Source organism: Microlunatus sp. GCM10028923 (assembly GCF_042666975.1).
Lineage (GTDB): Bacteria > Actinomycetota > Actinomycetes > Propionibacteriales > Propionibacteriaceae > Microlunatus.
On the sequence record NZ_JBHTFF010000005.1, the window covers coordinates 32,407 to 57,777 of the forward strand.

A 25,371-nucleotide genomic window follows, 5' to 3' on the forward strand; every position below is an offset into this window, starting at 1 on the left:
GCAGGTCAGTCGACCGGCGGCGGGTCGGCGGCCCGGCGGGTCCGGGTCGCCCCGACGCTCGCGATCACCACACAGGCCAGCGCGATCCACTGGGTCACGCTGAGGAACTCGGCCAGCATGATCATCCCGGCCAGGGCGGCGACGCCCGGCTCCAGGCTCATCAGGATCCCGAACACGCCCGGTGGGATCCTGCGCAGTGCCAGCATCTCCAGGCTGTACGGGATCACGGAGCTCATCAGGCCCACCGCGACGCCCAAGATCAACACCTGCGGCTGCAGCAGCGACGGCCCGGATTCGGCGACGGCGAACGGGGTCAGCCCGACCGTCCCGATCAGGCTCGCCACCGCAAGACCGGACAGGCCGGACCAGCTGCGGCCGGTGCGGGCGCTGAGCAGGATGTAGCAGGCCCAGCACAGGCCGGCCAGCAGGGCGAAGGCGACGCCGGGCAGGTTCAGCCCGGCCGGCGAGAAGCCGAGGATGGCCACCCCGGCGCCGGCCAGGATCACCCAGGCCAGGTCCCGGGCTCGCCGGGACATGATCACCGCCACCGCGAGCGGGCCGAGGAACTCGATCGTCACCGCGACGCCGATCGGGATCCGGGCCATCGACTGGTAGATCGCCCAGTTCATCACCATCAGGATGAGCCCGAAGCCGATCACCAGCAGCCAGTCCTGCCGGGACCGGCCGCGCAGCCGAGGCCGTACCATGATCAACAACAGCACCGCGGAACTGGTCAGCCGGAGCCAGACCATCGCGGTCGGCGAGACCACGTGGAACAGGTTCTTCGCGATCGCGGCGCCGAACTGGACCGACACGATGCCGATCAACACCAGCCAGACCGCCGGCACCCGGCCGGCCAGCCGATCCAGCCGCCCCGGCGGGTCGGCCTCCCCCAAGGACTCCGCGGACGTCACCGTCCCACTGTGTCAGACCTTGCGCGACGCCCCGTACGCCGTCCACTTCCCCACACTTCTTGGCGCTTCCCGCGAGTTATATCTCGCGGGAAGTGCCAGTTTTTCACGTAACGTGAAAAACTGCGGGGTCCCGGGCGGCGCCGATCGCGACGGCCAGCTCGAAGGCGTGCTGGTAGGCGCCGAGGTTGGCCGAGCGGGTGCCGACCAGGTCGAATGCGGTGCCATGGGCCGGGGTGCAGACGCCGACGCTGAGGCCGCCGGCCAGGGTCACCCCGCGGTCGAAGCCGAGCAGCTTGACGGCGATCTGGCCCTGGTCGTGATACATGGTCAGCACGCCGTCGAAGGCACCGTCCCGGGCGCGCAGGAAGATCGTGTCGCTCGGGTACGGGCCGGTCGCCGCGACGCCGCGCCGGGCCAGCTCGGCGACCGCCGGCTCGATGATCTCGATCTCGTGCCGGCCGAACCGGCCGCCCTCGCCGGCGTGCGGGTTGAGCGCGCAGACGCCGATCCTAGGATCCTCGAGGCCCCGCGCCCGGAGCACCTGCTGGAGCAGCAGGCCGCGTTCGACGACGAGGTCCTCGGTGATCAGGTCCGCCACCTCGGCGATCGAGCAGTGCGAGGTGACCCGCGCGGTGATCAGATCGGGCAGCACGTTGAGCTCGGTGGCCCGGGTGCCGTCGTCGAGGACGGTCTCGAACCAGGACATCTCGTCGTTCTCGGTCATCCCGGCCAGGTGCAGCGACGACTTGTTCAGCGGAGCGAAGACGATCGCGTCGACGGCATCCTGCTGGGACAGCTCCAGCGCCCGGCGCAGGCTCGCCATCGCCCAGCGGCCGCCCGCCTCGGTCGCCTCCTGCCGGACGAACCCGCCGGCCGGCCGCTCGCCGCCGTTGTCGACCAGGGTCGGCCGGCCGTCACCATGATCACGAGACCAGCCGAACTCGACCCCGGCGTCGGCCATCGCCCCGGCCAGCTCGGTCTCGTCACCGACCAGGACGATCTCGGCTTGCCGGGAGCTGGCCGGGTCGGCCAGCAGCCGGGCCACCAGTTCGGGCCCGATCCCGGCGGGATCGCCGAGGGTCAGGGCGATCCGGGGAAGCTTGTTCATGATCAACTCTCCTTGGTCGCCTGCTCGAGCAGGCCGCGCAGGTAATGCTGGTTCGTGGCGCAGACGCCGAGACTGTCTCCACCGTAGTGTTCCATCAGCAGGATGCCGTCGTAGCCGGCGGCCACCGCGTCCTTGATCACCTGCCGGTAGTTGATCAAGCCCGTCTCCAGCGTGGCCGGGGTGGAGCTGAACCAGCTGCCGTCGGCGGCCTCGTCGCGGTGGTAGTTCTTCAGGTGCCAGTAGTTGGCGTACGGCAACGTCTTGGCGTAGAGCTCGCGCCAGTCCTCGACCCTGCGGTGCAACCGGATCAGGTTGCCGACGTCGGGATTCAGCCCGACGTTGTCCAGCCCGACCTCCTCGATCAGCCGGACCGCGCTGTCGGCCGTGCCCAGGTAGGTGTCCTCGTACAGTTCCAGCGACATCCGCAGCCCGACCTCGGCAGCGTGCCGGCCCAGCTCGCGGATCCGGGACACGGTGGCCGCCCACACCTCCGGATCGTCCGGGTCCTCGGGCCCGGGAGCGGTCCAGAACCACAGCGCCGACCGTTGCGCCGCGCTGAACGGCTGGTGCAGGCCGGTCGAGAACACCTCCATCCCCCAGGCCGCGGCGGCGTCGATCGACCGATGCGCGTACGCGAGGTTGGCCTCCTCCTGGCCGGGCATGATCACGCTCTTGCGGGCGACGTGCAGCGACGGGATCGCGATCCCGTACTCGCCGGCGAGCTTGATCAGTTCGTCCCGGCGGGCGGCGTCGTAGTCGGCCGGACGGAGATGGCTGTCGGCCAGTTCGATCCGGTCGAAGCCGAGGTCGGACACCTCCCGGAACACCTCCCGCCAGGCCTCGGGTTCGGCGTCGTGCAGCGGCACACCGTCGCGGCCGGCCGTGGGAATGCCGTGCAGACAGGTGGCGATCGGCCAGTCCTGCGCCGAGGATGTCGGCGTCGGGTCCTGGAGACTCGGGGCAGCCATGGTGCTCCTCTCGGTGGCTCCGGCGCCGCGACAGCAACGCCTACCTATATCCTATAGGATAAGGCTTGAAGAGAGGACACCGATGACGCTGCGGCTTCTTGATCATGCCGTGATCGACTGCTCGATGCCGATCGAGGAGCACTGGCGGTTCGCGCCGACGATCACGTACCGGGAGGGCACCGGGAAGGGCGGCTGCGCCTTCCACAACACGGCCCTGGCCATGAGTGCGCACGGTTTCACCCACGTCGACGCGCCGCGACACATCGACCCGGACGGAGGCTGGCTGGCCGAGGTGCCGCTGCAGTCGATCATGGGCCCGGCCGTGATCATCGACGTCTCGGCCGCCGGCGACAACGCACCGATCGGCACCGAGCTGCTCTCCGGAGCGGAGGTACGGGAAGGCGACATCCTGCTGCTCCGCAGTGATCATGAACGCCGCTGGCCGACCACGACGCCCGAGTACTGGACCCGAGCACCCTGGCTGACCCGGGCAGCCGCCGAGTGGGTGCGGGCCGCCGGCGTCTCCGCGATCGGGTACGACTTCCCGCAGGACCGCGGCATCCGGGCCGACTACGTCGACGACTGGACCCCGGCCGCCGAGCTGGACGACGACTGGCCGTGTCACCGGATCCTCCTGGCAGCAGGGATTCCGCAGATCGAGTACCTGACCAACCTGGCGGCGATCAAGGTCACCCGGTGCACCTTCGCCGCCGTACCGCTGCGAGTGCCGCGCTCCGACGGGGCGCCGGTCCGCGCCCTGGCTTTCGTACCGGATGAGGGTGACTGATGCCGGTCCTTTAGTTTGTGATCATGCCCTCGAATCTCGCCTATCACGGCCCGCTCGGTGACATCTTCAACGACCACGCCGAGAACAGCGCGTACAACGCCTATATCGACCGGCCGGCGATGCTGGAACTGGCCGGCGACGTGGCCGGCCGACGGATCCTCGATGCCGGCTGCGGCGCCGGCTTCTACGCGGACGCCCTGGCCGAACGAGGGGCCTCGGTCTTAGGGCTGGAGGACAGTGCCGTGTTGGTGGAGCACGCCCGGACCCGCCTCGGTGATCGCGCGGAGGTACGCCGGCACGACCTGAACACGCCACTGGACGGGCTCGCCGACGGCTCGTTCGACGGCGTCCTGTGCGCGCTGGTGCTGCACCACCTGGCGGATCGGGGCCGGTTCCTCGCCGAGGTGTTCCGGGTGCTCCGCCCGGGTGGCTGGCTGGTCCTCTCGACGACGCACCCGACGGCGGACTGGCAGCACTTCGCGGACTCCTACTACTCCGAGGAGTGGGTCGATCTACCGTTGCCGGACGGACGCCACTCGGTCCGGCTGCAGCGGATGAACCTCGAGGTCTTCCTCGGCGAACTGCTCGGGGCCGGCTTCGTCCTGGAGCGGCTGACCGAGCCGCGCCCGGTCGAGGCCTATCGCGAGCTCGATGCGGGCCGGTACGACCGGCTGGCGCACCGGCCCACCCTGCTGGCAGTCCGCCTCCGCCGTCCGTGAGCCGGAAGCTGATCAAGGTTCGAGCCGGTACTCCCAGCCCTCCCGCCAGGCGAAGTCGGCCTTGATCAACTCCTCGAGGGGCCTGCCGTCGATGACGTGGTCCAGCGCCCAGCGGGTCGTGACGTGGCCGATGATCAAGATCCGGGAGCCCGACCAGCGACTCGGGAGGTCCGCCAGGAAGCCGCTCGCGCGCTCGACGGCCTGGCGCCAGCTCTCGCCGCCCGGGTAGGGCACGTCGAGGTGCTCGGCCAGGTCCCGGTGCAGGTCGTCGGCCGGCATCCCGTTCCGGTCGCCGTAGTCGCACTCCCGGAGCCGCCAGTCCAGCAGGATCGGCATCTCGGTGCCCGCGAACGCGACCGCTGCGGTCTGCGCGGCCCGGGTCAGGTCGGACGCGAACACGGCCGCCAGACCGTCGCCGCGCCGACGCTGGCCGAGCTCCTCGGCGAGCCGAAGCCCGCGGGCCGAGAGCTCGCTGCCCCGCCAGCCCGACGCCTGGCGCTGCTCGTTGTCCTGGCTGATGGAGTGGGTCTCGTACACGATGTCGACGGCCATGTCCCCAGCCTGCCAACCACCATCCGGTTCACCCACTCCCGGTCACCGAGTTCCCAATCGCCGACCGGGCAGTTGTGCAGCGACACGCCGCCCAGACGCCTGCTTTTGTGCCGGGTCAGCGGGTTTTCAGTGGCCGGAGAGGGAGCGGTTGCGGACGCCGGTGACGTGGCGGCGGAGGGCTTCGGGGGCGGTCGCAGGGTCGCTCTCGTACGCCTTCAGGACGGCCTCGTGTTCGGCGACGGCTTCGCGGACGTCGTCCGGACCGCGCAGGGCGGACTGGCGCATCCGGTGGGTCAGGGCGCCGAGGCCGTCGTACATCTCCACCAGGTAGCGATTGCCCGAGTGGGCGAAGATCACGTCGTGGAAGGCGCGGTCGGCGTCGAAGTAGCGCTGGGTCACCGGCAGCGGCACCGGTTCGTCGGCCGCGAGCACCTCGTCGCTGGCGGCCCGGTGCCGGTCGTGCGCCTCGCGGAGGGCGGGCAGCAGGCGATCGGTCGCGGCGGCCGCCAGCCGGGCGGCCGTCTCCTCCAGCATCACCCTGGCATCGAACAGCTCGGTCAGTTGCTCGGGGTCCAGCGGCGGCGCGACCCGGTAGCCCTTGAGCGCCTCCCGGGTGACCAGGCCGGTCCGTTCCAGCTGGACCATGGCCTCCCGCACCGGGGTCGGCGACACGGACAGGTCGCGGGCCATGGTGTCGATCGAGAGCCGCTCGCCGGCCTCGATCTCGCCGGACAGCAGCAGCTCGAGCACGCGGTCGTAGACCTGGTCCCGCAACGCCCGCCGGTCCAGCCGGCCCTCACCGGTGCTCATGCCGGGACCCTATAGGAAGAAGGAAATTCTCGGGCTCAGTTGAGGCCCTTCCGCATCACGTGGGCCAGCGCTTCGAGGGTCGCCGGGTCGCCCTCCGTGATCACCTCGCCGTACGGGGTGCGCCGCCAGAGCCAGCAGTCGAGGTCGGCCGCCGTACCCGAGATCACCGCCGACGGCTCGACGCCCGGCGTCGCCACGTCGAGCGTGAGCAGGTCGTGCGTGGTGCCCGAACTGCTGGTGCCGGTGAACCGCCCGACCTGGGTACGCCAGCGATCACCGGTGTCGGTGCTGACCACCTCGATCACCCGGGCCGGGTCGGGCCGGAACTCGCCCCAGTCCCGGGGCGGATCGCCGTACATCACCGTGAGCGCCTCGGCCACCCCGTCGGCGGCCAGCGCGGCGTCCAGCGGGGTCCGGTCACCGGCGGTGAGCTCGGCGTCGACCCGGTGGATCAGCGCCTCCTGCGCCTGCCGCCGGCGGCTGAACCCGGCGGTCTGTTCCTCGGCCCAGCTCCAGGCCGGCGTCTCCGGAGGAACGGCGGCCAGCGCCTCCCGCAGCGCGGTGGTCGCCTTGGTGAAGAACGCCCCAAGATCATCGGGCCGCTCCGGCTCCGGCAACGCCTCGACGTCGGCCGTCTCGGTCAGCGGCCCGCCGACGATCCGCGCCCAGAACCACTGCACCTCGCCGAGGTGGAACCAGAGGTCGGCCGCGGTCCAGTCCGGGCAGCTGGGCACCGGACGGTCCTGCGGCGTCCGGGCGATCACCTCGGCGAAACGGTCGGAGTTCGCGGCGAGGGCGCCGAGGTAGTCGAGGGAAACCATGGCCGTACCGTAGAAGACGGGTGGTGACGATGACGAACGAATTGCCCGCGATCCCGGCCGCCGACCTGCTCGAGCGGCTCCGGCGGTGGGAGGAGTCCGGCGCGACCTGGCACGTCCTGACCAGGTCCGAGCGCGGGGTCACGGTCTCGCTGTGCCGGTGCGACGACGGCGAGGAGGTCGAGCGGCTGCGTACCGACGACCCGGTCGCGGTCGCCCTGCTGCACGGCCGGACCGGCAGCGACGACGGCGACTGACCGGCCCCGATCCGACGACGAAGGGCCCCGCGATCTCTCGCGGGGCCCTTCGGTCGGTACGGCTTTCGGCGATCAGCCTTCGGCGGCCTGCTTGTCGCCGTCGGTGCCGCTGCCCTTGACCACGTCGAACTCGGCGGGCGGGGCGTCCGGCAGGGACGAGCGCGGCGTGCCGGTGAAGGTGAACGGCTGCTCCGAACCCTCGTCGGCGACATCCACGACCACGATCTCGCCGGACTTCAGCTCCGAGAACAGGATCTTCTCGGCGAGGATGTCCTCGATGTCGCGCTGCAGGGCCCGCCGCAACGGCCGGGCGCCGAGCACCGGGTCGAACCCGCGCTTGGCGATCAGACGCTTCGCGGCCGGGGTCAGCTCGATGCCCATGTCCTTGTCCTTCAGGCGACCCTCGATCTCGGTCACCATCAGGTCGACGATCCGCTCGATGTCCTCCAGCGACTGCTGGTGGAACACGATGACCTCGTCGATCCGGTTCAGGAACTCGGGCCGGAAGTTCTGCTTCAGCTCGTCGGTGACCTTGGCCTTCATCTTCTCGTACGAGCCGCCGGCGTCACCGGCCTGCGCGAACCCGAGGCTGACCGACTTCGCGATGTCCCGGGTGCCCAGGTTGGTGGTCATGACGATCACCGTGTTCTTGAAGTCGACCACCCGGCCCTGGGCGTCGGTCAGGCGACCTTCGTCCAGGATCTGCAGCAGCGAGTTGAAGATGTCCGGGTGGGCCTTCTCGATCTCGTCGAACAGGACCACGCTGAACGGCTTCCGGCGCACCTTCTCGGTGAGCTGGCCGCCCTCTTCGTACCCGACGTAGCCGGGCGGGGAGCCGAACAGCCGGGAGGCGGTGTGCTTCTCGGAGAACTCGCTCATGTCCAGCGTGATCATGGCGTCCTGATCACCGAACAGGAACTCGGTCAGCACCTTGGTCAGGTGCGTCTTGCCGACACCCGACGGCCCGGCGAAGATGAACGAGCCGCTCGGCCGGCGCGGGTCCTTCAACCCGGCCCGGGTCCGCCGGATCGCCCGGGACAGCGCCCTGACGGCGTCCTCCTGGCCGATGTAGCTCTTGCCGATCTCGTCCTCCATCTTCAGCAGACGCGAGGACTCCTCCTCGGTCAGCTTGAAGACGGGGATGCCGGTCGACGAGGACAGCACCTCGGCGATGATCTCCTCGTCCACCTCGGCCACCACGTCGAGGTCACCGGACTTCCACTGGGCCTCCCGCTCGGCGCGCGCGGCGAGCAACTTCTTCTCGTCGTCACGCAGGCCAGCGGCCCGCTCGAAGTCCTGGGCGTCGATCGCGGTTTCCTTCTCCAGCCGTACGGCCGCGACCTTCTCGTCGAACTCGCGCAGGTCCGGCGGCGCGGTCATCCGGCGGATCCGGAGCCGGGCGCCGGCCTCGTCGATCAGGTCGATCGCCTTGTCCGGCAGGAACCGGTCGGAGATGTAGCGGTCGGCCATCTGGGCCGCGCCGACCAGGGCCTGGTCGGTGATCGTGACCCGGTGGTGCGCCTCGTACCGGTCGCGCAGGCCGCGCAGGATGTCGATCGTGTGCGCGATCGACGGCTCGGCGACCTGGATCGGCTGGAACCGGCGCTCCAGGGCGGCGTCCTTCTCCACGTACTTGCGGTATTCGTCGAGCGTCGTGGCGCCGATGGTCTGCAGCTCGCCGCGGGCCAGCATCGGCTTCAGAATGCTGGCGGCGTCGATCGCGCCCTCGGCCGCGCCGGCCCCGACCAGCGTGTGGATCTCGTCGATGAAGAGGACCACGTCGCCGCGGGTACGGATCTCCTTGAGCACCTTCTTCAGCCGCTCTTCGAAGTCACCGCGATAGCGGGACCCGGCCACCAGGGCGCCCAGGTCCAGCGTGTAGATCTGCTTGTCGCGCAGGGTCTCCGGAACGTCGCCGCGGACGATCGCCTGGCTCAGGCCCTCGACGACGGCGGTCTTGCCGACGCCCGGCTCGCCGATCAGCACCGGGTTGTTCTTGGTGCGGCGGGAGAGCACGGTCATCACGCGCTCGATCTCGGTCTCCCGGCCGATCACCGGGTCGAGCTTGTTCTCCCGGGCGTCCTTGGTCAGGTTGCGGCCGAACTGGTCCAGCACCATCGAGGAGGACGGGGCGTTGCTGCCCTGCTCGGGAGCGCCGGAGGTCGCGGCCTCCTTGCCCTGGAATCCGCTGAGCAGCTGCAGCACCTGGTTGCGGACCCGGTTCAGGTCGGCGCCGAGCTTGACCAGCACCTGGGCCGCGACGCCCTCACCCTCCCGGATCAGGCCGAGCAGGATGTGCTCGGTGCCGATGTAGGCGTGGTTGATCTGCAGGGCTTCCCGCAAGCTCAGTTCCAGCACCTTCTTGGCCCGCGGCGTGAACGGGATGTGCCCGCTCGGCGACTGCTGGCCGTGGCCGATGATCTCCTCGACCTTTTGCCGGACTGCCTCGAGCGAGATGTTCAGCGACTCGAGCGCCTTGGCGGCGACTCCTTCGCCCTCATGGATGAGACCCAGCAGGATGTGCTCGGTCCCGATGTAGTTGTGGTTCAGCATCCGGGCCTCTTCTTGCGCCAACACCACGACGCGCCGGGCCCTGTCGGTAAACCGTTCGAACATTCCCATCTCCCTCGGCTCGGATGCGGGGCCCCGACCTCGAGCAGGGGGTCCGCATCTCGTCACCACTGTACTCAGCGGGACCGCCGGGCCCGCCGGTGTTCCGCCCCGGATGGCGCCTCATCGCTAACAGCGAAACTGCGCCGGGTAGGACCGGGGCCGAAAAGTCGTTGCCCCGAGTGGACGGGTCCCGTTGGCTGAGCGGCATGAACGCACTCCGCACCGACCGTCTGCTGCTCCGTCGCTGGCGCGAATCCGATCTCGAACCGTGGGCAGCGATCAACGCGGACCCGGAGGTACGCGAGCATCTCGGACCCGTCCTGAGCAGGGCCGAGAGCGACGCGTCGGTGCGCCGGTTCGAGGCCGACTTCGAGCGGCGCGGGTACGGCTGGTGGGCCGTCGAGGTGCAGGCCACCGGCGAGCTCATCGGCTTCGCCGGCCTGGACGACGTGGAGGACGAACTCCCGTTCGGCGGCGTGGAGATCGGCTGGCGGCTGGCCCGGTCGGCCTGGGGGAAGGGGTACGCCAGCGAAGCCGCCCGAGCCGTCCTCACCTTCGGCTTCGACGTCCTTCGGCTGTCCGAGATCCTCGCCCTGACCACCGCGACCAACCTGCGTTCACAGGCCGTGATGCAGCGGATCGGCATGACCCGAGACCCCGCCCGCGACTTCGACGACCCCAGCGCCCCCGAGGGACCGCTGCGCCCGAACGTGACCTACCGGATCGAGCGCAGCACGCAGGGCTAGGAGGCCAGCGGCTTGGGGATCAGACCGCGGTCCCGCGGGCGGATGAGAGGGAGCGCGCGGCTTGAGCTTCGGTCCCATTCCAGCGGCGCGCGCCTCGCCGAGCGCCGAACGCCCGCCCCCGGCCGACGTTTGGATCGCCGACTTCCTCGCGTTCCCGGTGACGGGTCGGATCGGGCTTGGCACTTCGACAAGCTCAGTGCGCGTTGGACCCGGCCACCTCAGCGCACGTTGGACCCGGCCACCCCAGCGCACGTTCGACCCGGCCACCCCAGCGCACGTTCGACCCGGCCACCTCAGCGCACGTTGGACCCGGCCGCCTCAGTCCGCGTTGGACCCAGCCGCCTCAGTCCGCGTTGGACCCAGCCGCCTCAGCGCGCGCTGGACCCAGCCATCTCAGCGCGCGCTGGACCCCGCCATCTCAGCGCGCGCTGGACCCAGCCATCTCAGCGCGCGCTGGACCCAGCCGCCCCAGCGCGCGCTGGACCCAGCCGCCCCAGCGCGCGCTGGACCCCGCCATCTCAGCGCGCGCTGGACCCAGCCATCTCAGCGCGCGCTGGACCCAGCCATCTCAGCGCGCGCTGGACCCCGCCGCCCCAGCGCGCGCTGGACCCCGCCGCCTCAGTGCGCGTTGGACCCGGCCGTCGCAGTGCGCGCTGGGGCCAGCCGTCCTCGCGGATTCCGGCGGCCGGGCCGCATCCGGATCAGGTGCCCGGGCACCTGCGGACCTTGGCGCGGGGACGTTCGGTGCTTGGCGACTCGGGCCACTTCCGATCTTGCGCCCGGCGTCTGCGTGCGCGGCGGCTGGCCGAGTCCCGCGCCCCGCCAGTCAAGGGTCGTCAGCAAGCGACCGCCCGAGAGCGACGGCGACGAGCACCTTGAGGAACGCGTGGGTACGTGGTGCGCTACGCCGTGGGGCCGGTCAGCGGCTACGGCCCTTGGGCGGAATGATCACCCGGGCATCAGAACCCGCAGTCCGAAGATCGTACGGTTCGGCACCGGGCGCACTGATCGGGCTCACACCGAGTGGACGCTTTGACCGCTCTCAGTCCTCAGGCACGGTCCTTTCCGTCCACTCGGCGAGCTCCGGTCGCGGCCCACGGGAGATCTTGTGGCCGCGCCGTGGGAATCAACCGCTCCCGCAACCGCGCCCGGTCGGCCGCCTCGCCGCCGAGCCGCGGATCGAAGTCCGTCAGGTTCACGTCGCGGGCCAGGTCGGCCGAGCCGTCGAGGTCGCGGATCAGTCCGCCCAGTTCTGAGCCGAAGACCGTGAACCCGTCCTCCTTCGTGATCACCCCGCGCAGCCTCGCCGCCGCCCGTCCCGGTCCGACTGCGCCGAGTGGACGCCTTGACCGCATATCCGGCCCTGTCCAGCGGTCAAGCGTTCCACTCGATGCCATCGACCCGCCCGAGCCGAACCACGCCACCACCGAGGCCGTTGATCATGATCCGCCGAAAAGCCCCATTCCCAGAGGAATAACGACCGGCGCCCAAAAGCCCGCCTCTTCCCGCTAGTGGCCCGCGGCACCCAGCGCAACCCAGCAGGAAATCCACGACCGACGGGGTCCAAGGGGTGTCCCCTTGCAGACAAGAACGGGCCGGAGGAACTCCGGCCCGTTCTTGTCATGTGTGGAGTCTGGGAGGAGGAACTCCGACCAGACTTCACACAGCGACTACTTGTGCGCCTTCTCGTACGCCTCGCGGATCTCGGCCGGAACACGGCCGCGGCTACTGACCTCATAGCCCTGGTCCACGGCCCAGGCCCGGATCTCGCTGGTGCTGCCGCGGTCCGCGGTCTTCGCCGATGCGGCGCGCGCCGAAGAGCGCCGGCGACGGCCGCCGGTCCGGCGGGCCACGGTGAGCCAGGGATCGAGCGCGTTGCGCAGCGCCTTCGCATTCTTGGTCGACAGATCGATCTCGTAATCGACACCGTCGAGTCCGAAACTCACTGTCTCCTCGGCCTTGCCGCCGTCGAAGTCATCCTCGAGGATGACCTGAACGCGTTGTGCCATGAAGGTCCCTCTCCGTTCTGAAATTTTGCCGGATGGCCAAAAAACTCACGTCATAGTAACGCCGAAGCTTTGGCCGAACAAACCCCGGCTTTTCACGTCTCAACGAAATCCAGGGCAAGGTCGAGAATAGGTGCCGAGTGAGTGATTGCGCCAACCGCGACAAAGTGAACGCCGGTCGCTGCGACCTCCTGCGCGACGGACAGCGTCAATCCGCCGCTGGCCTCGAATACCACGCGATCACCGAATTCCGCAACAACAGATCGCATGGTTTCCGGATCCATGTTGTCCAGCAGAATCTCGGTCGCTCCGGCGGCGACGAGTTCGCCGACCTGTTCGGGTTTCGTCACCTCGACCTGAATGAGAAGGTCCGGATAGCGATGCCGTACCGACTGAAACGCCGGCACCACACCGCCGGCCGCGATGACGTGATTGTCCTTGATCAACGCCGCATCGGCGAGGCACTGCCGGTGATTCACACCACCCGCCGTCCGGACCGCATATTTCTGGAGTACGCGCAATCCAGGGATTGTTTTCCGGGTATCGCGGACCGCGGTTCGCGTTCCGGCTAGGGCCTCGACCCAGGAGTGGGTCGCCGTCGCGACGCCGGACATCAGGGTGACCAGGTTCAACGCGATCCGTTCCGCGGTGAGCACGGCCCTGGTGTTGCCCTCGACCGTGAGCACCAGGTCGCCCCGGCGGACCGGCTTCCCGTCGACCCCCGTGACCTCGATCGTGTACGGCCCCGTCGGCTCCAGCACCCGGGCGAACGCGGCCGCCGCGACCGCGGTGCCGGCGAGCACCCCGTCGGCCCGGACGACCAACCTGGCGGTGGCTCTGGCGTCGGCGGGGATGGTCGCCTCGGACGTGACGTCGACCCCGTACCCGGTGCCGGCCGGCAGCACTCCGCGGCCGCCCAGATCCTCCGCCAGGGCGTCGTCGATGATCATGATCACGGCGTCGGCGTCCAGCCCGGTTTCCTTGATCAGTTCCGTGGCCTCGGCCAGCGAGGAAAGGCTCATCGTCACTCCTGCGTCGGTACGAATTCGTGCGCCAACCCGGCCGCGATGCCGGCACCGCCGGAATCCGCGAGCCGGCTGATCAGGTGCCCGTGCCAGGCCGGCGACCGGCCGTCGAAATCGTCTCGCCAGTGCGCACCACGGGACTCTTCGCGGAGCCGCGCAGCGGCCACGACGGCGGTCGCGACGGTGATCAGATTCGTCGCCTCCCAGGCCTCCAGGCCGCGTTCGGCGCCGTTCTTCTCCGTCAATCGCCGCAATTCCTCCGCGGCCCGGTCCAGCGACGTCGCAGAACGCAGTCCGCCGGCATCCCGGCTCATGATCAACTGCAGTTCGGGGACCACCGACGGATCGATCAATCCGGTCGGCCGTGCGTCCGCTGCGGGCTTCCTGCGTTCCGGCAACTGTTCCCGCAACCGGGCCGCGATCCGGCGCGCGAAGACCAGGCCTTCGAGCAGCGAATTCGAGGCCAACCGGTTCGCGCCGTGCACCCCGGACGAGGCCACCTCGCCGCAGGCATAGAGCCCGCCCAGACTCGTCGCGCCGTCGAGATCGGTTTCCACACCGCCGCAGAAATAGTGGCAGGCCGGCGCGACCGGGATCAGGTCCCGGGCCGGATTGATCCCCATCTGACGGCAACTGTGCAGAATGGTCGGGAATCGGACCCGCCACGTTTCCTCGCCGAGCATGGTCCCGTCGACGAACACGTGATCGGAACCGGCCGCCGCCATCTCCCGCATGATCGCCTTCGCGACCACATCCCGCGGCGCCAGCTCGGCCAGTTCGTGCTGGCCGACCATGAACCGTTCGCCGGCCGCGTTGAGCAGGTGCCCGCCCTCGCCCCGGACCGCCTCGCTGACCAGGGGCAACTGCCCCCGGGCGCCGGCGCCGAGGAACAGCACGGTCGGATGGAACTGGATGAACTCGATGTCGCGCAGCCGGGCTCCGGCACGCAGCGCGGCCGCGACCCCGTCACCGGTGGAGACGCCCGGGTTGGTGGTCACCGCGTAGATCTGGCCGATCCCGCCGGAGGCCAGCACCACGGCCCGCGCCTGGACGGCGCCGACGCCGGTCCGGGTGCCTTCGCCGAGCACGTGCAGCGTGACCCCGGCGACCGCCGGGGGCTCGCCCGGGCCGACCTCGGCCGGGATCAGGTCCAGCACCAGGGCGTGTTCGATGACCTCGATCGACGGCTCGGCGCGGACCGCGTGGACCAGCGCTCGGGCGATCTCGGCGCCGGTCGCGTCCCCGCCGGCGTGCGCGATCCGGTTCCGCCGGTGCCCGCCCTCGCGGGTCAGCTGGAGTTCGCCGTCGGGGTCGCGATCGAACTCCGCGCCGCGCGAGATCAGGGTTTCGACGGCTTCCGTACCCTCACCGACGAGGACCCTGACCGCTTCCTCGATGCACAGCCCGGCGCCGGCGATCAGGGTGTCGTTGACGTGCTGCTCGACGGTGTCGCCCTCGTCCTGCACCGAGGCGATACCGCCCTGCGCCCAGGGCGTCGAACCGGCCGCCAGCACGTCCTTGGTGACCACCAGGACCTTGCCCAGCCCGCGGCATTCGAGGGCGGCGGTCAGGCCGGCTATGCCCGAGCCGACCACGACCACGTCAACCTCGCGGATCCAGCCCGGCTCCTCCGCGGCGAGCCGCAGCGGCAGCTCCGGCAGCGGCGGCGCAGCGCCGGGGGTCCGGCGGGGCGGCAAAGCAGCAGCGGGAGCGGAACCCTGGCTATCCGGCACGGTGAGTATCGTCCCTCATCACCGCGGGACTGTCCCGGTCGGGTCCGTCGCGACGGCCCGACCGGCTGGTGTCACATGGCCTGCTTGTGCTCCGGCAGCTCGCGCTCCGCGCGCTCCTCGGCCTCGACCAGTTCGATCATCGCGGCGACCGCCTTGAGGTCGATGACGGTCGGGTGATCGCCGTCGCTCCACAGCTCGTCGGCCTGCGGCAGGCTGTCCCAGAGCGACTCGTGCTCGGTCTTCACCCGGCGCGGCAGACCCAGCACCTCGGCCTCGCCCTCGGTCTTGGCAGCCGGGGCCTCGATCAGCTCGCGCAGACCGGCGATGGTGTTCTCGCGGAGGGCCAGCTCGGCCTTCAGCGCGGCCTTGTCGCCGTGCAGCGAGGCGATCACCCGCTGCAGCTGGACCCGGTCGACGCGGAGCCGTTCGGCCTCGCCGGCCGCGTTCTTGGCCCGGTCGGTCAGGGTGTCGACGACGGTCGAGTTGTGCCGGCGCTCCTCGGTCAGCGCCTTGCCGTGGTTACGGGCGGCGGCGATCATCGCGGCGGAGTGTTCCTGGCGGGCCTGGGACACTTCGTTCCAGGCACAGGCGCAGGCGACGACGGCAGTGATCACCAGGGCGCCGACCCCGGCCCGGATCACCCAATCCGGACCGAAGGCGGCAGCCACCGCGACGGCGATGCCGAGGACCAGCACCACCTTCGACGTAGTGACCAGGGTGGATTTTGCGGCGCGGCGTCGAGCCGAGGGGCTCAGTGGGCGCGTAGGGGCATCGGCAGGGGAAGTCACACGCGAAACGATAGGACGACGGCCCCGGAGATTGTGGGATTTTGACCCCGGTGTCTGCGTTCCGGTGTCTGTGAATCAGCGGTCGCGGTCGACCGGATCGTCCTCGGTCTTGGAGTCGGAATCGGCGTCCGGATCGTCGGGCACTTTGCAGGCCCGTTCCAGCAGCAGACCGCTGATGCTCAGCGCGATCCCGCCGACCACGGCGACCAGGGACCGGACCACCCGCTCCCGCGGCGAATCCCCGGCGACCTGGGCCACGAACAGCAGGGCGTACGCCAGGTAACCACCCGCGACAAGCGCCCCGGCCAGGGCGGACGCCTTGCCCAGCACCAGGTACGACACCGCCCGCTGCGGATCGATCCGGAGCCGGCGCTTGTGGATCCGCTGGTACGTCTGCCAGGCCAGCAGGCCGATCCCCGCGGCGACCACGATCACCGTGACCGGCGCGGTCCAGGGCACCTGGGGCGGGCTGGTGTTCAGGGCTCGCGCGCCGACCACGACCAGCCACCCCGCCAGGCCGCCGAACAGCGCCGCGACGGCCAGCGCCAGCGGCGGGGTCGTCCTCAGCGAGCCGTCGTCGGTCGGTTCGGCCAAGGTCAGTCGGTGATCGTCAGGTCGTCCCGGCGGACCACGCCGGCCAGGTCGGCCGTCTGGATCAGGTCGGCGATCCGGCCGTGCCCGGGCACCTCGCCGGCCGGGTCCACCTCGAGCCACGGCGCCAGCACGAAGCCGCGCTCGTGGGCCAGCGGATGCGGCAGCCGGAGGCTGTCCTCGTCCTTGGTGGTGGTGCCGACGATGATCAGGTCGACGTCCAGGGTCCGCGGGGCCCAGCGCTCGCCGCGCTCCCGGCCGTACGCGTCCTCGATCGCCAGCGCCCGCTCCAGCAGCGTCCGCGGCTCGAGGGTCGACTCGGCGACGATCACCAGGTTGAGGAATTTGCTGGCGTCCGCCGGTCCGCCCAGCGGGACGGTCTCGTACACGGACGAGACGTCCACGACGATCACGTCGGGCGTGTCCTTGATCGCGTCGACGGCGCCCTGCAGGATCGTCAGCCGATCGCCCAGGTTCGACCCGAGCGAGTAGACGACCTTGCGCAACGGTTTCATGCCGCTGAGCGTGTCGGCGTCGATCGCGTACGGGTTGGGGCTGCTCATATCCGTCTGCTCCTCGTCACTGTGACGGCCACGTCGGCCACCTCTACCGGCATCGGCGCCCCCGGTTTGTGCACGGTCACCTGCACCGTGTCCACCCGCTGATGCTGCTTCAGGCACGTCTGTGCAATTCTCTCCGCCAAGGCCTCGATGAGGTTCAGCGGGTCCCGCTCGATGTCGGCCACCACCACCGATGCCAGTGCGCCGTAATCGATCGTTTGGTCAAGATCATCACTGGCTGCGGCCGGAGAAAGATCAAGAAAACAAGTGACGTCGACGACGAATCGCTGACCCTGGCGTCGCTCGAAGTCGAACACGCCATGGTGCCCGAACCCGACAATACCCCGCAGGGCAACGCGATCCAGCCCTTCCGGCACGGCCGTAGCCGCCTCGATCGCCCCCGTCATCTGCCCTCCTTCGCCCGCCGACCCTATCCGACCACCCCGGGGCGGGGCAGTCGGCGTCCGCGAATCCGAAGACCGTAGCGCCATCCGGCGACGCTTCGCCTACGATGTGCGCGCGTTGCGACGTGGCAGGCTGCTGGATTCGCCGATCCGTCGGCCTGCGGACGCCTCGCGTTAACCCGATCCAGCGAGTTGGTCGACCACCGCGATCGCGTCCCGATGGGACCGTACGGCGTGCACCCGGACACCCCAGAGCCGGTGCTGCGCGGCGACCACGGTGAGCGCCGTGGACGCGTCGTCGCACTGCCGGGCCGGCCGCAGCCGGTCGCCGTCGGCGAGCAGCCGGCTGAGGAAGCGTTTCCGGGAGGCGCCGAGCAGCACCGGCCGGTCCAGCACGGCCAGCTCGTCGATCCGGCGCAGCAGCTCCCAGTTGTGCTCGGCGGTCTTGGCGAACCCGAGGCCCGGGTCGATCACCAGCCGGTCCGGGGCGATGCCGGCCGCCACCGCCTGGTCCAGCTGGATCCTCAGTTCGGTGATCACCTCGGCCACCACGTCGTCGTACACGGCCCGGCTGAACATGTCCTCGGAGTGGCCGCGCCAGTGCATGCAGAGGTACGCGACCTGCAGCTCGGCCACCGTCGGCAGCATGGCCGGATCGGCCCGGCCGCCGGAGACATCGTTGATCATCTTCGCGCCGGCGGCGACCGCGGCCGCCGCGACGTCGGCCCGCATCGTGTCGACGCTGACCACGGCCCCGGCCCTGGTCAGCTCCGTGATCACCGGCAGCACCCGGTCCAGTTCGGTCTGCACGTCCGGCCGGCTCGCACCCGGCCGGGTCGACTCGCCGCCGACGTCGATCACGTCGGCACCCTCGGCGATCAGGTCGTGGCCGTGCCGGATCGCGTCGTCGGGGTCCAGCCAGGCTCCGCCGTCCGAGAACGAGTCCGGAGTCACGTTCACCACACCCATCACCAGGGTGCGGCCCGGTGCCGGCAGCCCGGTCACCGCGGGAATCTCCTTCACCCGCCGTGATCCTAGTGTTCTTGGTCACTGGCGCGCCTGGTGGGCCGCGCGGGTAGGGTCGGCGGGATCCCCTTTGTCTGGCAAGGAGCCGACGCATGCGCATGCCCGAAGCGGAGGTCGACGTCACGGTCGGCCTGGTCGAGAAGTTGATCAACGAACAGCACCCCGATCTGGCCGGACCGCTGAGCCTGGCGGCGAACGGCTGGGACAACGTGATCGTCCGGCTCGGCGACGAGCTGCTGGTCCGGCTCCCCCGGCGTACGGTCGCGGCGCAGCTGGTGATCAACGAACAGCGCTGGCTGCCGGTGATCGCCCCGGCGCTGCCGGTCCCGGTGCCGATCCCGATCCGGGTGGGTACGCCGAGCGAGCACTTCCCGTGGTTCTGGACGATCAGCCGCTGGATCCCCGGCGTCCCGTTGACCGACCTCGCCGTACCGGAGCGGACGCCGCTGGCCGGACCGGTCGCCGAGTTCCTGGCCGCCCTGCACCGGCCGGCCCCGGACGACGCGCGCAACGGCCCGGACCGGATCTTCAACCCGGTCCGCGGGATCCCGCTGGCCGACCGGAACGAGCTGGCCGAGGAGCACCTGGCCGGCGGCGCGATCCCCGAACCGGACCGGCTCCGCGAACTCTGGCAGGCGCTGCTCGAGACGCCGGTCCTCGCGACCGAACCGGTCTGGGTGCACGGGGACCCGCACCCGGCCAACCTGCTCGCCGACCATGATCGACTCGCGCCCGATCGACTCGCGGCGGTGATCGACTTCGGCGACCTCACGGTCGGCGATCCGGCCACCGACCTGGCCACCGGCTGGCTCAGCTTCGACGGTGCCGGCCGGCGCGCCTTCCGGGACCGTTACACGGAACTGACCGGTGCCGGCCCGGACCTCTGGGCCCGGGCCCGCGGCTGGGGCCTGTCCCTCGGGCTGTCCCTGCTGGCCAATTCCGACGACAACCCGCAGCTGGCCGCGGTCGGCCGGCACGCCCTGGATCAGGTGATCGCCGAGACCTGATCCGCACCGTCCCGTACGCCCGAATCCCCGGTGGTCGGGCGGGTCCGGCGAGATCGGCCCCGGACGGTCGGGCCGGACCGATAATGAGGCCACGGCCCGGCTCTGGAGGCCGTGCTCGGGGGGTGCGCGATGAATCTCGACGTCGAGGACCTCCGGGTGTTCACGGCACTCGCCCGGGCCGGGCACTACGGGAAGGCCGCCGAGGCGAGTTGTCTGAGCCGTTCGGGGGTGAGCCGAGCCGTCCGGCGCCTGGAACAGATGGTCGGGCAGCCGCTGGTCCGGCGGAACGCCGCCGGGATGCACGGCCTCACCGAAGCCGGTGAGCGGTTCGTCCGGCACGCCGAATCCATCCTCCGGGCCTGCGAGGCCGCGGTCGAGGACGCCCGGAACGGCACCTTCCCTCCGATCCGCTTGATCGACACCAGCACGGCGCCGACCACGCCGTGGTGTCAACCTCCGGTGCGTGATCAGCAACAGCCCTGTTCCCCGGCCGGCTCCGGGTGGAGCGTTGATCAGGTCGGCCCGCCGGCTTGACGGGCGGCATCGTCGCGAGGGGAGGGGACGCGGATGGCCACCATCAGCGGGACGTCATCGGATCCGAACAAGGCGGGCGTGACTGCGGACAACTCCGGCAACGGCGCCGCGCTGTGGGCGAGCGCGAACCCGCAGGGCCGGGCCGTGGTCGGAGTCAGCAAGACCGGGGTCGGGCTGTGGGGCCAGGTCAACCAGGGGCGCGCGATCGTCGGCGCCGTGGACACCGACGGCACCGCCCTCTGGGGCGAGACGCAGACCGGCCGGGCCGTGGTCGGCGCCTGCGACCAGACCGGCGCCGGGGTCTGGGGCGAGGTCCGCAGCGGCGGCCAGGGTGTGGTCGGGAACGCACCCACCGGCGACGGCGTCGTCGGCACCGGGCGGCGCGGCGTGGTCGGTGAGAGCGAGACCTATCAGGGCGTGTACGGCCACAGCGGCGGGAACTGCGGCGTCGTCGGGGTCTCCGAACGCATGCACGCGATCTGGGCCGAGGCGCACAGCGCCACCTCGGCCGGCCTCTACGCCCGCAACACGGCGGGCGGCAACGCGGCCTGGCTGGATGGTGCGGTCTCGATCAGCGGCGACCTGACCGTCAACGGCGACGTCCTGCTCTCCGGCGCGGACTATGCCGAACTGATGCCGGCCCGGCCCGATGTCGAGCCGGGACAGTGCGTGGTGATCGACGCCGACGGGTCGCTGGAACCGTGCCGAGCCCCGTACGACCACCGGGTGGCCGGCGTCGTGTCCGGCGCCGGGGCGTACCGGCCGGCGATCGTGCTCGACCGTGACTGCGACGGCGTACCCGTCGCGTTGATGGGCAAGGTGGCGGTCTGGGCGGATGCGGACTTCGGCCCGATCACCGCCGGCGACCTGCTCACCACCTCGGCCCGCCCGGGCCATGCGATGGCGGTACGGGACCGGTCGGTGGCTCTGGGTGCGGTGATCGGCAAGGCGTTGACCGCGTTGCCGAACGGCACCGGCCTGGTCACCATGCTGGTCTGCAGCCGCTGACCGTTGTGATCATGAGGGAGGCGGCACGATGGCGATCCGGCTCAGCCTGCGCAGCTATCTGGCTCCGCGAGGCCAGACGTCGACCGGCCTGCGTCAGGTGCTCGCGCAGCAGCGCGAGCGCACCCTGAGGGCCCTGCTGGACAACGACCGGGCCACCTCGCAGGTGCCCTGGCTCGGCGGCCATCCGGTGACGGTCCTGGACGACGGCGGGATCCAGGAGAAGGCGACCATCCTGATCCTGGCCGACGGCTATTCGCTGGCCGGCCAGCAGGCGTTCGCCACCGACGTGAGCACCATGATCAACGGCTTGTTCGCGATCGACTTCTACCAACAGAACAGGGCGAACTTCCGGGTCGTCCGGCTCGGGCTGGTGTCGGCGGACGACGCGATCAGCGAGCCGAACGCGGCCAAGGACACCGCCCTCAACCTGGTCTACAACGACAACTGGGCGCTGGGCTGGTTCGACGCCTTCAGCGAGGACAACTACGCCCGCATCCGCAAGGCCGTCCGGACCTGGAACCTGGACGCCGACATCACCGTCGTGCTGACCCACCGGACCGGCGGCAACGGCCTGTGGCGGAACCGGATGATGGCGATCACCAGCGGGGTCGCCCCGGACGTGATGGCCCACGAACTCGGACACTGCTTCGGGCTGCTGGACGAGTACCTCCGGTCCGGCTACAACGAGACCTACGCCGGCGGCGAACCCCCGGCCCCGAACCTGACCATCGAGACCGACCGGACCAAGATCAAATGGCGGGATCTGATCAAGGCCACGACCCCGATCCCGACCAGCCCGCTCCCGGCCGGCTGGAACGCGGTCACGGATGTCGGACTGATCGAGGGCGGCTGGGGCCGTTACACCAAAGGCGTCTACCGGCCGGCCAGCCAGTGCCGGATGGACAACAACACGCCGCCGTTCTGCCCGGTCTGTTCCGGGGCGGTGATCACCGCCCTGAAGTCCGCGATCGAGAACCAGGGCCGGCCACCCGGCGGCGGCGAACCAGGGGCGGCCGGCGAGAGCCCGTTCCTGCGCCTGACCGTGCGGCGTGGCGCGGACGGCACGCTGGCCCTCGTCGACGTCGCACCGTCCGGCCATGATGATCTTGTTCCGCCACCGGCCACCGGACTGAACGCCCACGTCGTGCTGGACGGCGACCGGCCGGTCGCCGCCGCTCCCATGATCGAGATCCCCGCGCACAGCTTCGGAGCCGATCAGCCCGAGCCGCACGGCTTCGTCGAAGCCGCCGGCGCCGACGAGTTCGAGATCCGCGTCCCGGCCGCGGCACTGGCCGGGATCAGGCCGGACGTCCTCAGGCTCGGCCGGACGGCCCTCACCGAGCCGGCCGACGGCGGGTCCTGGGTCGACGCCGTACGAGCTGAGCCGGCAGCGCTCGAAGCGACCGACGCCCTGGATTCGTCCGTCCTCTCCCGGTACGCGGCTGCCTGGCTGACCCGCTGAACCAGTGGCGAACCTCCACGCCATCGAACTATCGTGCTGAGGGAGGCCCCGAGGAGTCACCCCCGCCCCCGAGTCCGGACCACGGACTCGCCGAGTGAGGGAGTGATCTTGATGAACCACCACGCCTCGACCCCGGCTTGGCAGCGCCTCAGCCTGTCCGAGGTCGCCCGGACGCTGGCCCTCGAGCCGGACGTCGTGGAGCGGCTGACTCCGGTCGCCGGGCCGGACGGTCCGCGGCTGTCCGTACCCGATCATGAAACGGCCGACCGACTGCTGGCCAGGCTGAACACGGAACCGGAGGATCGCGCGACGACGCTCGCCGCCCGCCCTGATCCGGACGACGATCCGGAGCTGTGCTGGCTGCTCGACCGGTCGGCCCGGTTGCTGATCAGCCGGCTGGGCCGGCGGCCACCCGGCAACCCGGCCTGGGCGGCGCTGCCGGGTGGCCCGGTCGCGCGCCACCTGTACGTCTGGGTGTTCCTGACCGTCCTTCCGTACGTCCGCGATCATCATGCGGACCTCGGCCTCAACGACGACGAGTCCTGGGCGTCGCTCGGCGCCCTCGGTTCCGCGCTGGCGAGCGATCGCCGGGTCAACGGCCGGCCCGGGCTCGACGCGACCTGGGGCCTGCCGATGACGTTCTCCGGCACCGGGTTCCGGCTCGGCCGGCTGGCGTACGAACGGCAGCCCCGGCACACCGAAACCGGCCACCCGGTCCTGCGGCCCGGCGAGAGCGCCCTGAACACCCACATTCCCGGCAACTCCGGGCCGCTCACCCCGGCCGCCTGCGACGCGTCGTTCGACCGGGCGCTGGAGCTGGCCCGCGGCTTCCCCGAACAGGTCGCCGGGTTCGGCTGCCACTCCTGGCTGATGGACGATCAGCTGGCCGGCTACCTGCCCGCCGGGTCCAACATCATTCGCTTCCAGCGCCGCTTCACCGCCGTCAACGACCGGATGCGGGCGGACTGGGCGCCGATCCTGCACGTCTTCGGACGGCGGTTCGACGGTCCCGTGGTCCCGCCCGCGTTGCTGGACGAGCTGCCCCAGCGGACCTCCCTGGAACGCGCCGTCGTCGGTCACCTGCGCGACGGCGGTCACTGGTACAACCAGACCGGCTGGTTCCGCCGGCTTCCCTGACTAGCGGAGTTGCAGCCGCATCACGAGCCGCTTGCCCGGCTCGCGGAGGGCGGTGAACCCGCGCGCCTCGTACGAGGAGCGGCGGCCCATCCAGTGGTAGTTCTCCTCGGCCCGCCGGCTCGTACTCGTGTGCGGCGCGTCCTCGGCCTTCGGGAACGCGTCGACCGCCGACGCGCCGGACCGGCGGGCCTCGTCGATCGCGGCGTCGAGCAGCGCCGAGGCGATGCCGGATCCCCGGTCCTCCGGCTGGACGTAGAAGCAGGTGATCGTGAAGACGTCCGCGTCGCCGGGTTCGGGACCGTACTGGCGGGAACGTTCCAGCCGTGGCTGGTCGGCCCGGGCCGACACCGCGACCCAGCCGACCGCCCGGCCGTCGACGTACGCGAGCAGGCCGACCGGCCGGCCGTCGTCGACGGAGGCCTTGAGCGCGGCCTTGCGTTCCGGACGCGGCCGGTCGGACTCGTCGCGCCAGGCCATGCACCAGCAGTGCCCGGGGATCGGGGTCCCGCCGCGCGGACCCTTGCGTTCGAAGAACTCGACCAGGTCGTCCCACCGGTCAGCCGTGACCGGGTGGACCTCGACCGGTTTCGTGATCATGGCCCCATCCTCCCGCGGAGTCCCGGCCCTCGTGGAGTCCCGACCCCGACCCGCCAAGCCCAACCGACCGGGCACTTCAGCAGCGCCACGCCGCCGAAACGCCTGCTTTTGTGCCCGGTCAGCGGGCTTTGGTTGGGGTGGTTCTAGAGGGGGAGGGTGGTGGGGCGGGGGAGGTCGGCCACGGGGGTGGTGGGCCAGGCCGGGTCGGCGGTGAGGACCTCGAAGCCCGTCTCGGTCCGGAGCACGGTGTCCTCGACCTTGCAGCCGGGGGCAGTCGGGTTCCAGGCGAAGGCCTGGCCGGCGAGGATCCGGTCGGCGGCGTCCACCGTGGCGCGCGGGTCGCGGCCGTTGTAGCCGGCCACGCCGCCCTGGTGGTGCCGCTGCCACTCGTCGGCCGCGAACCCGTGCTCGGCATAGCCGGCGCAGCCGGCTCGGAAGGCGTCGCCGAGCGTGCTGCCGGGTACGGTCGCGGCCAGGAAGCCGGCCTCGACGGCGAGGATCCGCTCGTCGGCCGACTGCTCCCCCGGCTCGGCCGGGCCGAACCGGACCCAGCGGGTCAGGTTGATCACCAGCCCGTGCCGGCGCGCGCCGAGCACGGCCATGAAGCGGCGGCCGACCGGGTCGAGCGTCGGCAGCGGATGCCGGTACGGCAGCCGGTCCGCGCCACCGACCAGCACCACCAGCGGCTCGGCCCCGACCTCGACCAGCGCCCCGGTCAGGGCGGCGGCGACCGCTCGCTCGGTGTCGGCCGGCGTCCGGCCGCTCAGCACCTCGGTCATCACCCGGGCCGCGTCCCGGCCCAGCTCCCCATACCGCGCCGCCTCCCCCGGCAGCAGCGGTGCCCGCGCCGCTCGCAGCTGGTCGGCGACCTGGTCCTCGTGCAGGGTGTCCGGCTCAAGATCGATCCCGGCGGGCACCTCCGACCAGGCCAGTTCCCGGATCTCGACCCCGGCCGGCAGTTCCTCGTCCCGCAGCCGGGCCGACTCGTTGCCGGTCAAGATCACCTCGTCGCCCGCCGCTCCGACCAGGACGGCGACGATCGGCGGTGCGGCCAGGTTGACGTGCACCCGAGCCCCGTCGAGATACCAGGCCAGGGCCGGCTGCGAGGTCAGCAGCAGCCGGCCCGCTCCCTGGTCCGCGATGATCTTCAGCAGCCGGTCCCGCTTGATCCCATGATCATCGCCGGTCCGTTCACCCATAC

General features: G+C 70.9%; 27 protein-coding genes. 9 read left to right on the forward strand and 18 right to left on the reverse strand.

From position 1 onward, the window contains the following. Positions 1-5: 5 nt before the first annotated feature. From ACFQU4_RS13250 to ACFQU4_RS13260, 3 genes are all read right to left on the reverse strand, one after another. Positions 6-914, reverse strand: coding sequence for a DMT family transporter (locus ACFQU4_RS13250; RefSeq protein ID WP_377492369.1), 909 nt, complete (start codon positions 912-914; stop codon positions 6-8). Positions 915-1,017: 103 nt separating this feature from the next. Next, a complete protein-coding gene (locus ACFQU4_RS13255) occupies positions 1,018-2,022 on the reverse strand; it encodes a 4-hydroxythreonine-4-phosphate dehydrogenase PdxA (protein ID WP_377492372.1) in 1,005 nt (334 codons plus the stop codon). A gap of 2 nt (positions 2,023-2,024) precedes the next feature. Next, positions 2,025-2,990 carry a sugar phosphate isomerase/epimerase family protein gene (locus ACFQU4_RS13260; protein ID WP_377492375.1) on the reverse strand — a complete coding sequence of 322 codons (966 nt, stop codon included), beginning with the start codon at positions 2,988-2,990 and terminating at the stop codon, positions 2,025-2,027. A gap of 82 nt (positions 2,991-3,072) precedes the next feature. Between ACFQU4_RS13260 and ACFQU4_RS13265 the strand changes: the two genes are divergently transcribed. Both ACFQU4_RS13265 and ACFQU4_RS13270 read left to right on the forward strand, forming a co-directional pair. Beyond that, the gene (locus ACFQU4_RS13265) at positions 3,073-3,777 is read left to right on the forward strand and encodes a cyclase family protein (RefSeq protein WP_377492378.1); all 705 of its coding nucleotides are present in this window, start codon (positions 3,073-3,075) and stop codon (positions 3,775-3,777) included. Positions 3,778-3,800: 23 nt separating this feature from the next. Then, the gene (locus ACFQU4_RS13270; RefSeq protein ID WP_377492381.1) at positions 3,801-4,496 is read left to right on the forward strand and encodes a class I SAM-dependent methyltransferase; all 696 of its coding nucleotides are present in this window, start codon (positions 3,801-3,803) and stop codon (positions 4,494-4,496) included. 12 nt (positions 4,497-4,508) lie between these two features. On the opposite strand, the gene ACFQU4_RS13275 is transcribed toward ACFQU4_RS13270, so the two are convergent. The 3 genes from ACFQU4_RS13275 to ACFQU4_RS13285 form a co-directional block, all read right to left on the reverse strand. Beyond that, a complete protein-coding gene (locus tag ACFQU4_RS13275) occupies positions 4,509-5,048 on the reverse strand; it encodes a histidine phosphatase family protein (protein ID WP_377492384.1) in 540 nt (179 codons plus the stop codon). Positions 5,049-5,174: 126 nt separating this feature from the next. Then, entirely contained in the window at positions 5,175-5,858 is a 684-nt protein-coding gene (locus ACFQU4_RS13280) for a GntR family transcriptional regulator (RefSeq protein WP_377492387.1), read from the reverse strand. Between the two features lie 35 nt (positions 5,859-5,893). Next, entirely contained in the window at positions 5,894-6,679 is a 786-nt protein-coding gene (locus ACFQU4_RS13285) for a maleylpyruvate isomerase family mycothiol-dependent enzyme (protein WP_377492389.1), read from the reverse strand. A gap of 29 nt (positions 6,680-6,708) precedes the next feature. On the opposite strand from ACFQU4_RS13285, the gene ACFQU4_RS13290 reads away from it, so the two are divergent. Next, on the forward strand, positions 6,709-6,933 hold the full coding sequence (locus ACFQU4_RS13290; protein WP_377492392.1) for a hypothetical protein: 225 nt from the start codon (positions 6,709-6,711) through the stop codon (positions 6,931-6,933). A 72-nt stretch (positions 6,934-7,005) separates the two neighbouring features. On the opposite strand, the gene ACFQU4_RS13295 is transcribed toward ACFQU4_RS13290, so the two are convergent. Beyond that, positions 7,006-9,549 carry an ATP-dependent Clp protease ATP-binding subunit gene (locus tag ACFQU4_RS13295; RefSeq protein ID WP_377492395.1) on the reverse strand — a complete coding sequence of 848 codons (2,544 nt, stop codon included), beginning with the start codon at positions 9,547-9,549 and terminating at the stop codon, positions 7,006-7,008. Positions 9,550-9,752: 203 nt separating this feature from the next. Between ACFQU4_RS13295 and ACFQU4_RS13300 the strand changes: the two genes are divergently transcribed. Continuing rightward, positions 9,753-10,292 carry a GNAT family N-acetyltransferase gene (locus ACFQU4_RS13300; protein ID WP_377492398.1) on the forward strand — a complete coding sequence of 180 codons (540 nt, stop codon included), beginning with the start codon at positions 9,753-9,755 and terminating at the stop codon, positions 10,290-10,292. A 1,049-nt stretch (positions 10,293-11,341) separates the two neighbouring features. On the opposite strand, the gene ACFQU4_RS13305 is transcribed toward ACFQU4_RS13300, so the two are convergent. From ACFQU4_RS13305 to folP, 9 genes are all read right to left on the reverse strand, one after another. Beyond that, a complete protein-coding gene (locus ACFQU4_RS13305) occupies positions 11,342-11,584 on the reverse strand; it encodes a hypothetical protein (RefSeq protein ID WP_377492401.1) in 243 nt (80 codons plus the stop codon). A 378-nt stretch (positions 11,585-11,962) separates the two neighbouring features. After that, positions 11,963-12,301: an Lsr2 family protein gene (locus ACFQU4_RS13310; RefSeq protein WP_179754325.1), complete on the reverse strand. Its 339-nt coding sequence runs from the start codon at positions 12,299-12,301 to the stop codon at positions 11,963-11,965. 92 nt (positions 12,302-12,393) lie between these two features. Next, positions 12,394-13,320: a carboxylating nicotinate-nucleotide diphosphorylase gene (gene nadC, locus ACFQU4_RS13315; protein ID WP_377492404.1), complete on the reverse strand. Its 927-nt coding sequence runs from the start codon at positions 13,318-13,320 to the stop codon at positions 12,394-12,396. A 2-nt stretch (positions 13,321-13,322) separates the two neighbouring features. Next, positions 13,323-15,056, reverse strand: a complete 1,734-nt coding sequence (locus ACFQU4_RS13320; protein WP_377492407.1) for an L-aspartate oxidase — start codon at positions 15,054-15,056, stop codon at positions 13,323-13,325. A 71-nt stretch (positions 15,057-15,127) separates the two neighbouring features. After that, positions 15,128-15,754 (reverse strand): hypothetical protein, encoded by a 627-nt coding sequence (locus ACFQU4_RS13325; RefSeq protein ID WP_377492410.1) that lies wholly within the window; start codon positions 15,752-15,754, stop codon positions 15,128-15,130. 165 nt (positions 15,755-15,919) lie between these two features. Next, positions 15,920-16,438 carry a DUF3180 domain-containing protein gene (locus ACFQU4_RS13330; RefSeq protein ID WP_377492413.1) on the reverse strand — a complete coding sequence of 173 codons (519 nt, stop codon included), beginning with the start codon at positions 16,436-16,438 and terminating at the stop codon, positions 15,920-15,922. A 2-nt stretch (positions 16,439-16,440) separates the two neighbouring features. After that, positions 16,441-16,998, reverse strand: a complete 558-nt coding sequence (gene folK / locus ACFQU4_RS13335; RefSeq protein ID WP_377492415.1) for a 2-amino-4-hydroxy-6-hydroxymethyldihydropteridine diphosphokinase — start codon at positions 16,996-16,998, stop codon at positions 16,441-16,443. Continuing rightward, on the reverse strand, positions 16,995-17,402 hold the full coding sequence (gene folB, locus ACFQU4_RS13340; protein WP_377492418.1) for a dihydroneopterin aldolase: 408 nt from the start codon (positions 17,400-17,402) through the stop codon (positions 16,995-16,997). Before folB ends, folK begins: the two co-directional genes overlap by 4 nt. 171 nt (positions 17,403-17,573) lie before the next feature. Further along, on the reverse strand, positions 17,574-18,368 hold the full coding sequence (folP, locus tag ACFQU4_RS13345; RefSeq protein ID WP_377493404.1) for a dihydropteroate synthase: 795 nt from the start codon (positions 18,366-18,368) through the stop codon (positions 17,574-17,576). A gap of 149 nt (positions 18,369-18,517) precedes the next feature. Here folP and ACFQU4_RS13350 point away from each other — a divergent pair, with 149 nt between their 5' ends. The 5 genes from ACFQU4_RS13350 (at position 18,518) to ACFQU4_RS13370 (ending at position 23,573) form a co-directional block, all read left to right on the forward strand. Next, on the forward strand, positions 18,518-19,432 hold the full coding sequence (locus ACFQU4_RS13350) for an aminoglycoside phosphotransferase family protein (protein WP_377492421.1): 915 nt from the start codon (positions 18,518-18,520) through the stop codon (positions 19,430-19,432). 129 nt (positions 19,433-19,561) lie between these two features. Next, positions 19,562-19,966, forward strand: coding sequence for a LysR family transcriptional regulator (locus ACFQU4_RS13355; RefSeq protein ID WP_377492424.1), 405 nt, complete (start codon positions 19,562-19,564; stop codon positions 19,964-19,966). A gap of 33 nt (positions 19,967-19,999) precedes the next feature. After that, positions 20,000-20,974 (forward strand): hypothetical protein, encoded by a 975-nt coding sequence (locus ACFQU4_RS13360; RefSeq protein WP_377492427.1) that lies wholly within the window; start codon positions 20,000-20,002, stop codon positions 20,972-20,974. 28 nt (positions 20,975-21,002) lie between these two features. Continuing rightward, positions 21,003-22,436, forward strand: a complete 1,434-nt coding sequence (locus tag ACFQU4_RS13365) for a M64 family metallopeptidase (protein WP_377492430.1) — start codon at positions 21,003-21,005, stop codon at positions 22,434-22,436. 111 nt (positions 22,437-22,547) lie between these two features. Next, entirely contained in the window at positions 22,548-23,573 is a 1,026-nt protein-coding gene (locus ACFQU4_RS13370) for an acyltransferase domain-containing protein (protein WP_377492433.1), read from the forward strand. Here ACFQU4_RS13370 and ACFQU4_RS13375 read toward each other — a convergent pair whose 3' ends face one another. Continuing rightward, positions 23,574-24,170: a GNAT family N-acetyltransferase gene (locus ACFQU4_RS13375; protein ID WP_377492436.1), complete on the reverse strand. Its 597-nt coding sequence runs from the start codon at positions 24,168-24,170 to the stop codon at positions 23,574-23,576. 143 nt (positions 24,171-24,313) lie between these two features. Beyond that, on the reverse strand, positions 24,314-25,369 hold the full coding sequence (locus ACFQU4_RS13380; RefSeq protein ID WP_377492439.1) for a M24 family metallopeptidase: 1,056 nt from the start codon (positions 25,367-25,369) through the stop codon (positions 24,314-24,316). Positions 25,370-25,371: the final 2 nt, after the last annotated feature.

Excerpts from the sequence above, each read along its gene's own strand:
- ACFQU4_RS13255 (WP_377492372.1), bottom strand. The coding sequence starts at position 2,022 with ATGAACAAGCTTCCCCGGATCGCCCTGACCCTCGGCGATCCCGCCGGG.
- ACFQU4_RS13260 (WP_377492375.1), bottom strand. The coding sequence starts at position 2,990 with ATGGCTGCCCCGAGTCTCCAGGACCCGACGCCGACATCCTCGGCGCAG.
- ACFQU4_RS13265 (WP_377492378.1), top strand. The coding sequence starts at position 3,073 with ATGACGCTGCGGCTTCTTGATCATGCCGTGATCGACTGCTCGATGCCG.
- ACFQU4_RS13270 (WP_377492381.1), top strand. The coding sequence starts at position 3,801 with ATGCCCTCGAATCTCGCCTATCACGGCCCGCTCGGTGACATCTTCAAC.
- ACFQU4_RS13275 (WP_377492384.1), bottom strand. The coding sequence starts at position 5,048 with ATGGCCGTCGACATCGTGTACGAGACCCACTCCATCAGCCAGGACAAC.
- ACFQU4_RS13280 (WP_377492387.1), bottom strand. The coding sequence starts at position 5,858 with ATGAGCACCGGTGAGGGCCGGCTGGACCGGCGGGCGTTGCGGGACCAG.
- ACFQU4_RS13285 (WP_377492389.1), bottom strand. The coding sequence starts at position 6,679 with ATGGTTTCCCTCGACTACCTCGGCGCCCTCGCCGCGAACTCCGACCGT.
- ACFQU4_RS13290 (WP_377492392.1), top strand. The coding sequence starts at position 6,709 with ATGACGAACGAATTGCCCGCGATCCCGGCCGCCGACCTGCTCGAGCGG.
- ACFQU4_RS13295 (WP_377492395.1), bottom strand. The coding sequence starts at position 9,549 with ATGTTCGAACGGTTTACCGACAGGGCCCGGCGCGTCGTGGTGTTGGCG.
- ACFQU4_RS13300 (WP_377492398.1), top strand. The coding sequence starts at position 9,753 with ATGAACGCACTCCGCACCGACCGTCTGCTGCTCCGTCGCTGGCGCGAA.
- ACFQU4_RS13310 (WP_179754325.1), bottom strand. The coding sequence starts at position 12,301 with ATGGCACAACGCGTTCAGGTCATCCTCGAGGATGACTTCGACGGCGGC.
- nadC (WP_377492404.1), bottom strand. The coding sequence starts at position 13,320 with ATGAGCCTTTCCTCGCTGGCCGAGGCCACGGAACTGATCAAGGAAACC.
- folK (WP_377492415.1), bottom strand. The coding sequence starts at position 16,998 with ATGAGCAGCCCCAACCCGTACGCGATCGACGCCGACACGCTCAGCGGC.
- folB (WP_377492418.1), bottom strand. The coding sequence starts at position 17,402 with ATGACGGGGGCGATCGAGGCGGCTACGGCCGTGCCGGAAGGGCTGGAT.
- folP (WP_377493404.1), bottom strand. The coding sequence starts at position 18,368 with ATGGGTGTGGTGAACGTGACTCCGGACTCGTTCTCGGACGGCGGAGCC.
- ACFQU4_RS13350 (WP_377492421.1), top strand. The coding sequence starts at position 18,518 with ATGCGCATGCCCGAAGCGGAGGTCGACGTCACGGTCGGCCTGGTCGAG.
- ACFQU4_RS13355 (WP_377492424.1), top strand. The coding sequence starts at position 19,562 with ATGAATCTCGACGTCGAGGACCTCCGGGTGTTCACGGCACTCGCCCGG.
- ACFQU4_RS13360 (WP_377492427.1), top strand. The coding sequence starts at position 20,000 with ATGGCCACCATCAGCGGGACGTCATCGGATCCGAACAAGGCGGGCGTG.
- ACFQU4_RS13365 (WP_377492430.1), top strand. The coding sequence starts at position 21,003 with ATGGCGATCCGGCTCAGCCTGCGCAGCTATCTGGCTCCGCGAGGCCAG.
- ACFQU4_RS13370 (WP_377492433.1), top strand. The coding sequence starts at position 22,548 with ATGAACCACCACGCCTCGACCCCGGCTTGGCAGCGCCTCAGCCTGTCC.
- ACFQU4_RS13375 (WP_377492436.1), bottom strand. The coding sequence starts at position 24,170 with ATGATCACGAAACCGGTCGAGGTCCACCCGGTCACGGCTGACCGGTGG.
- ACFQU4_RS13380 (WP_377492439.1), bottom strand. The coding sequence starts at position 25,369 with ATGGGTGAACGGACCGGCGATGATCATGGGATCAAGCGGGACCGGCTG.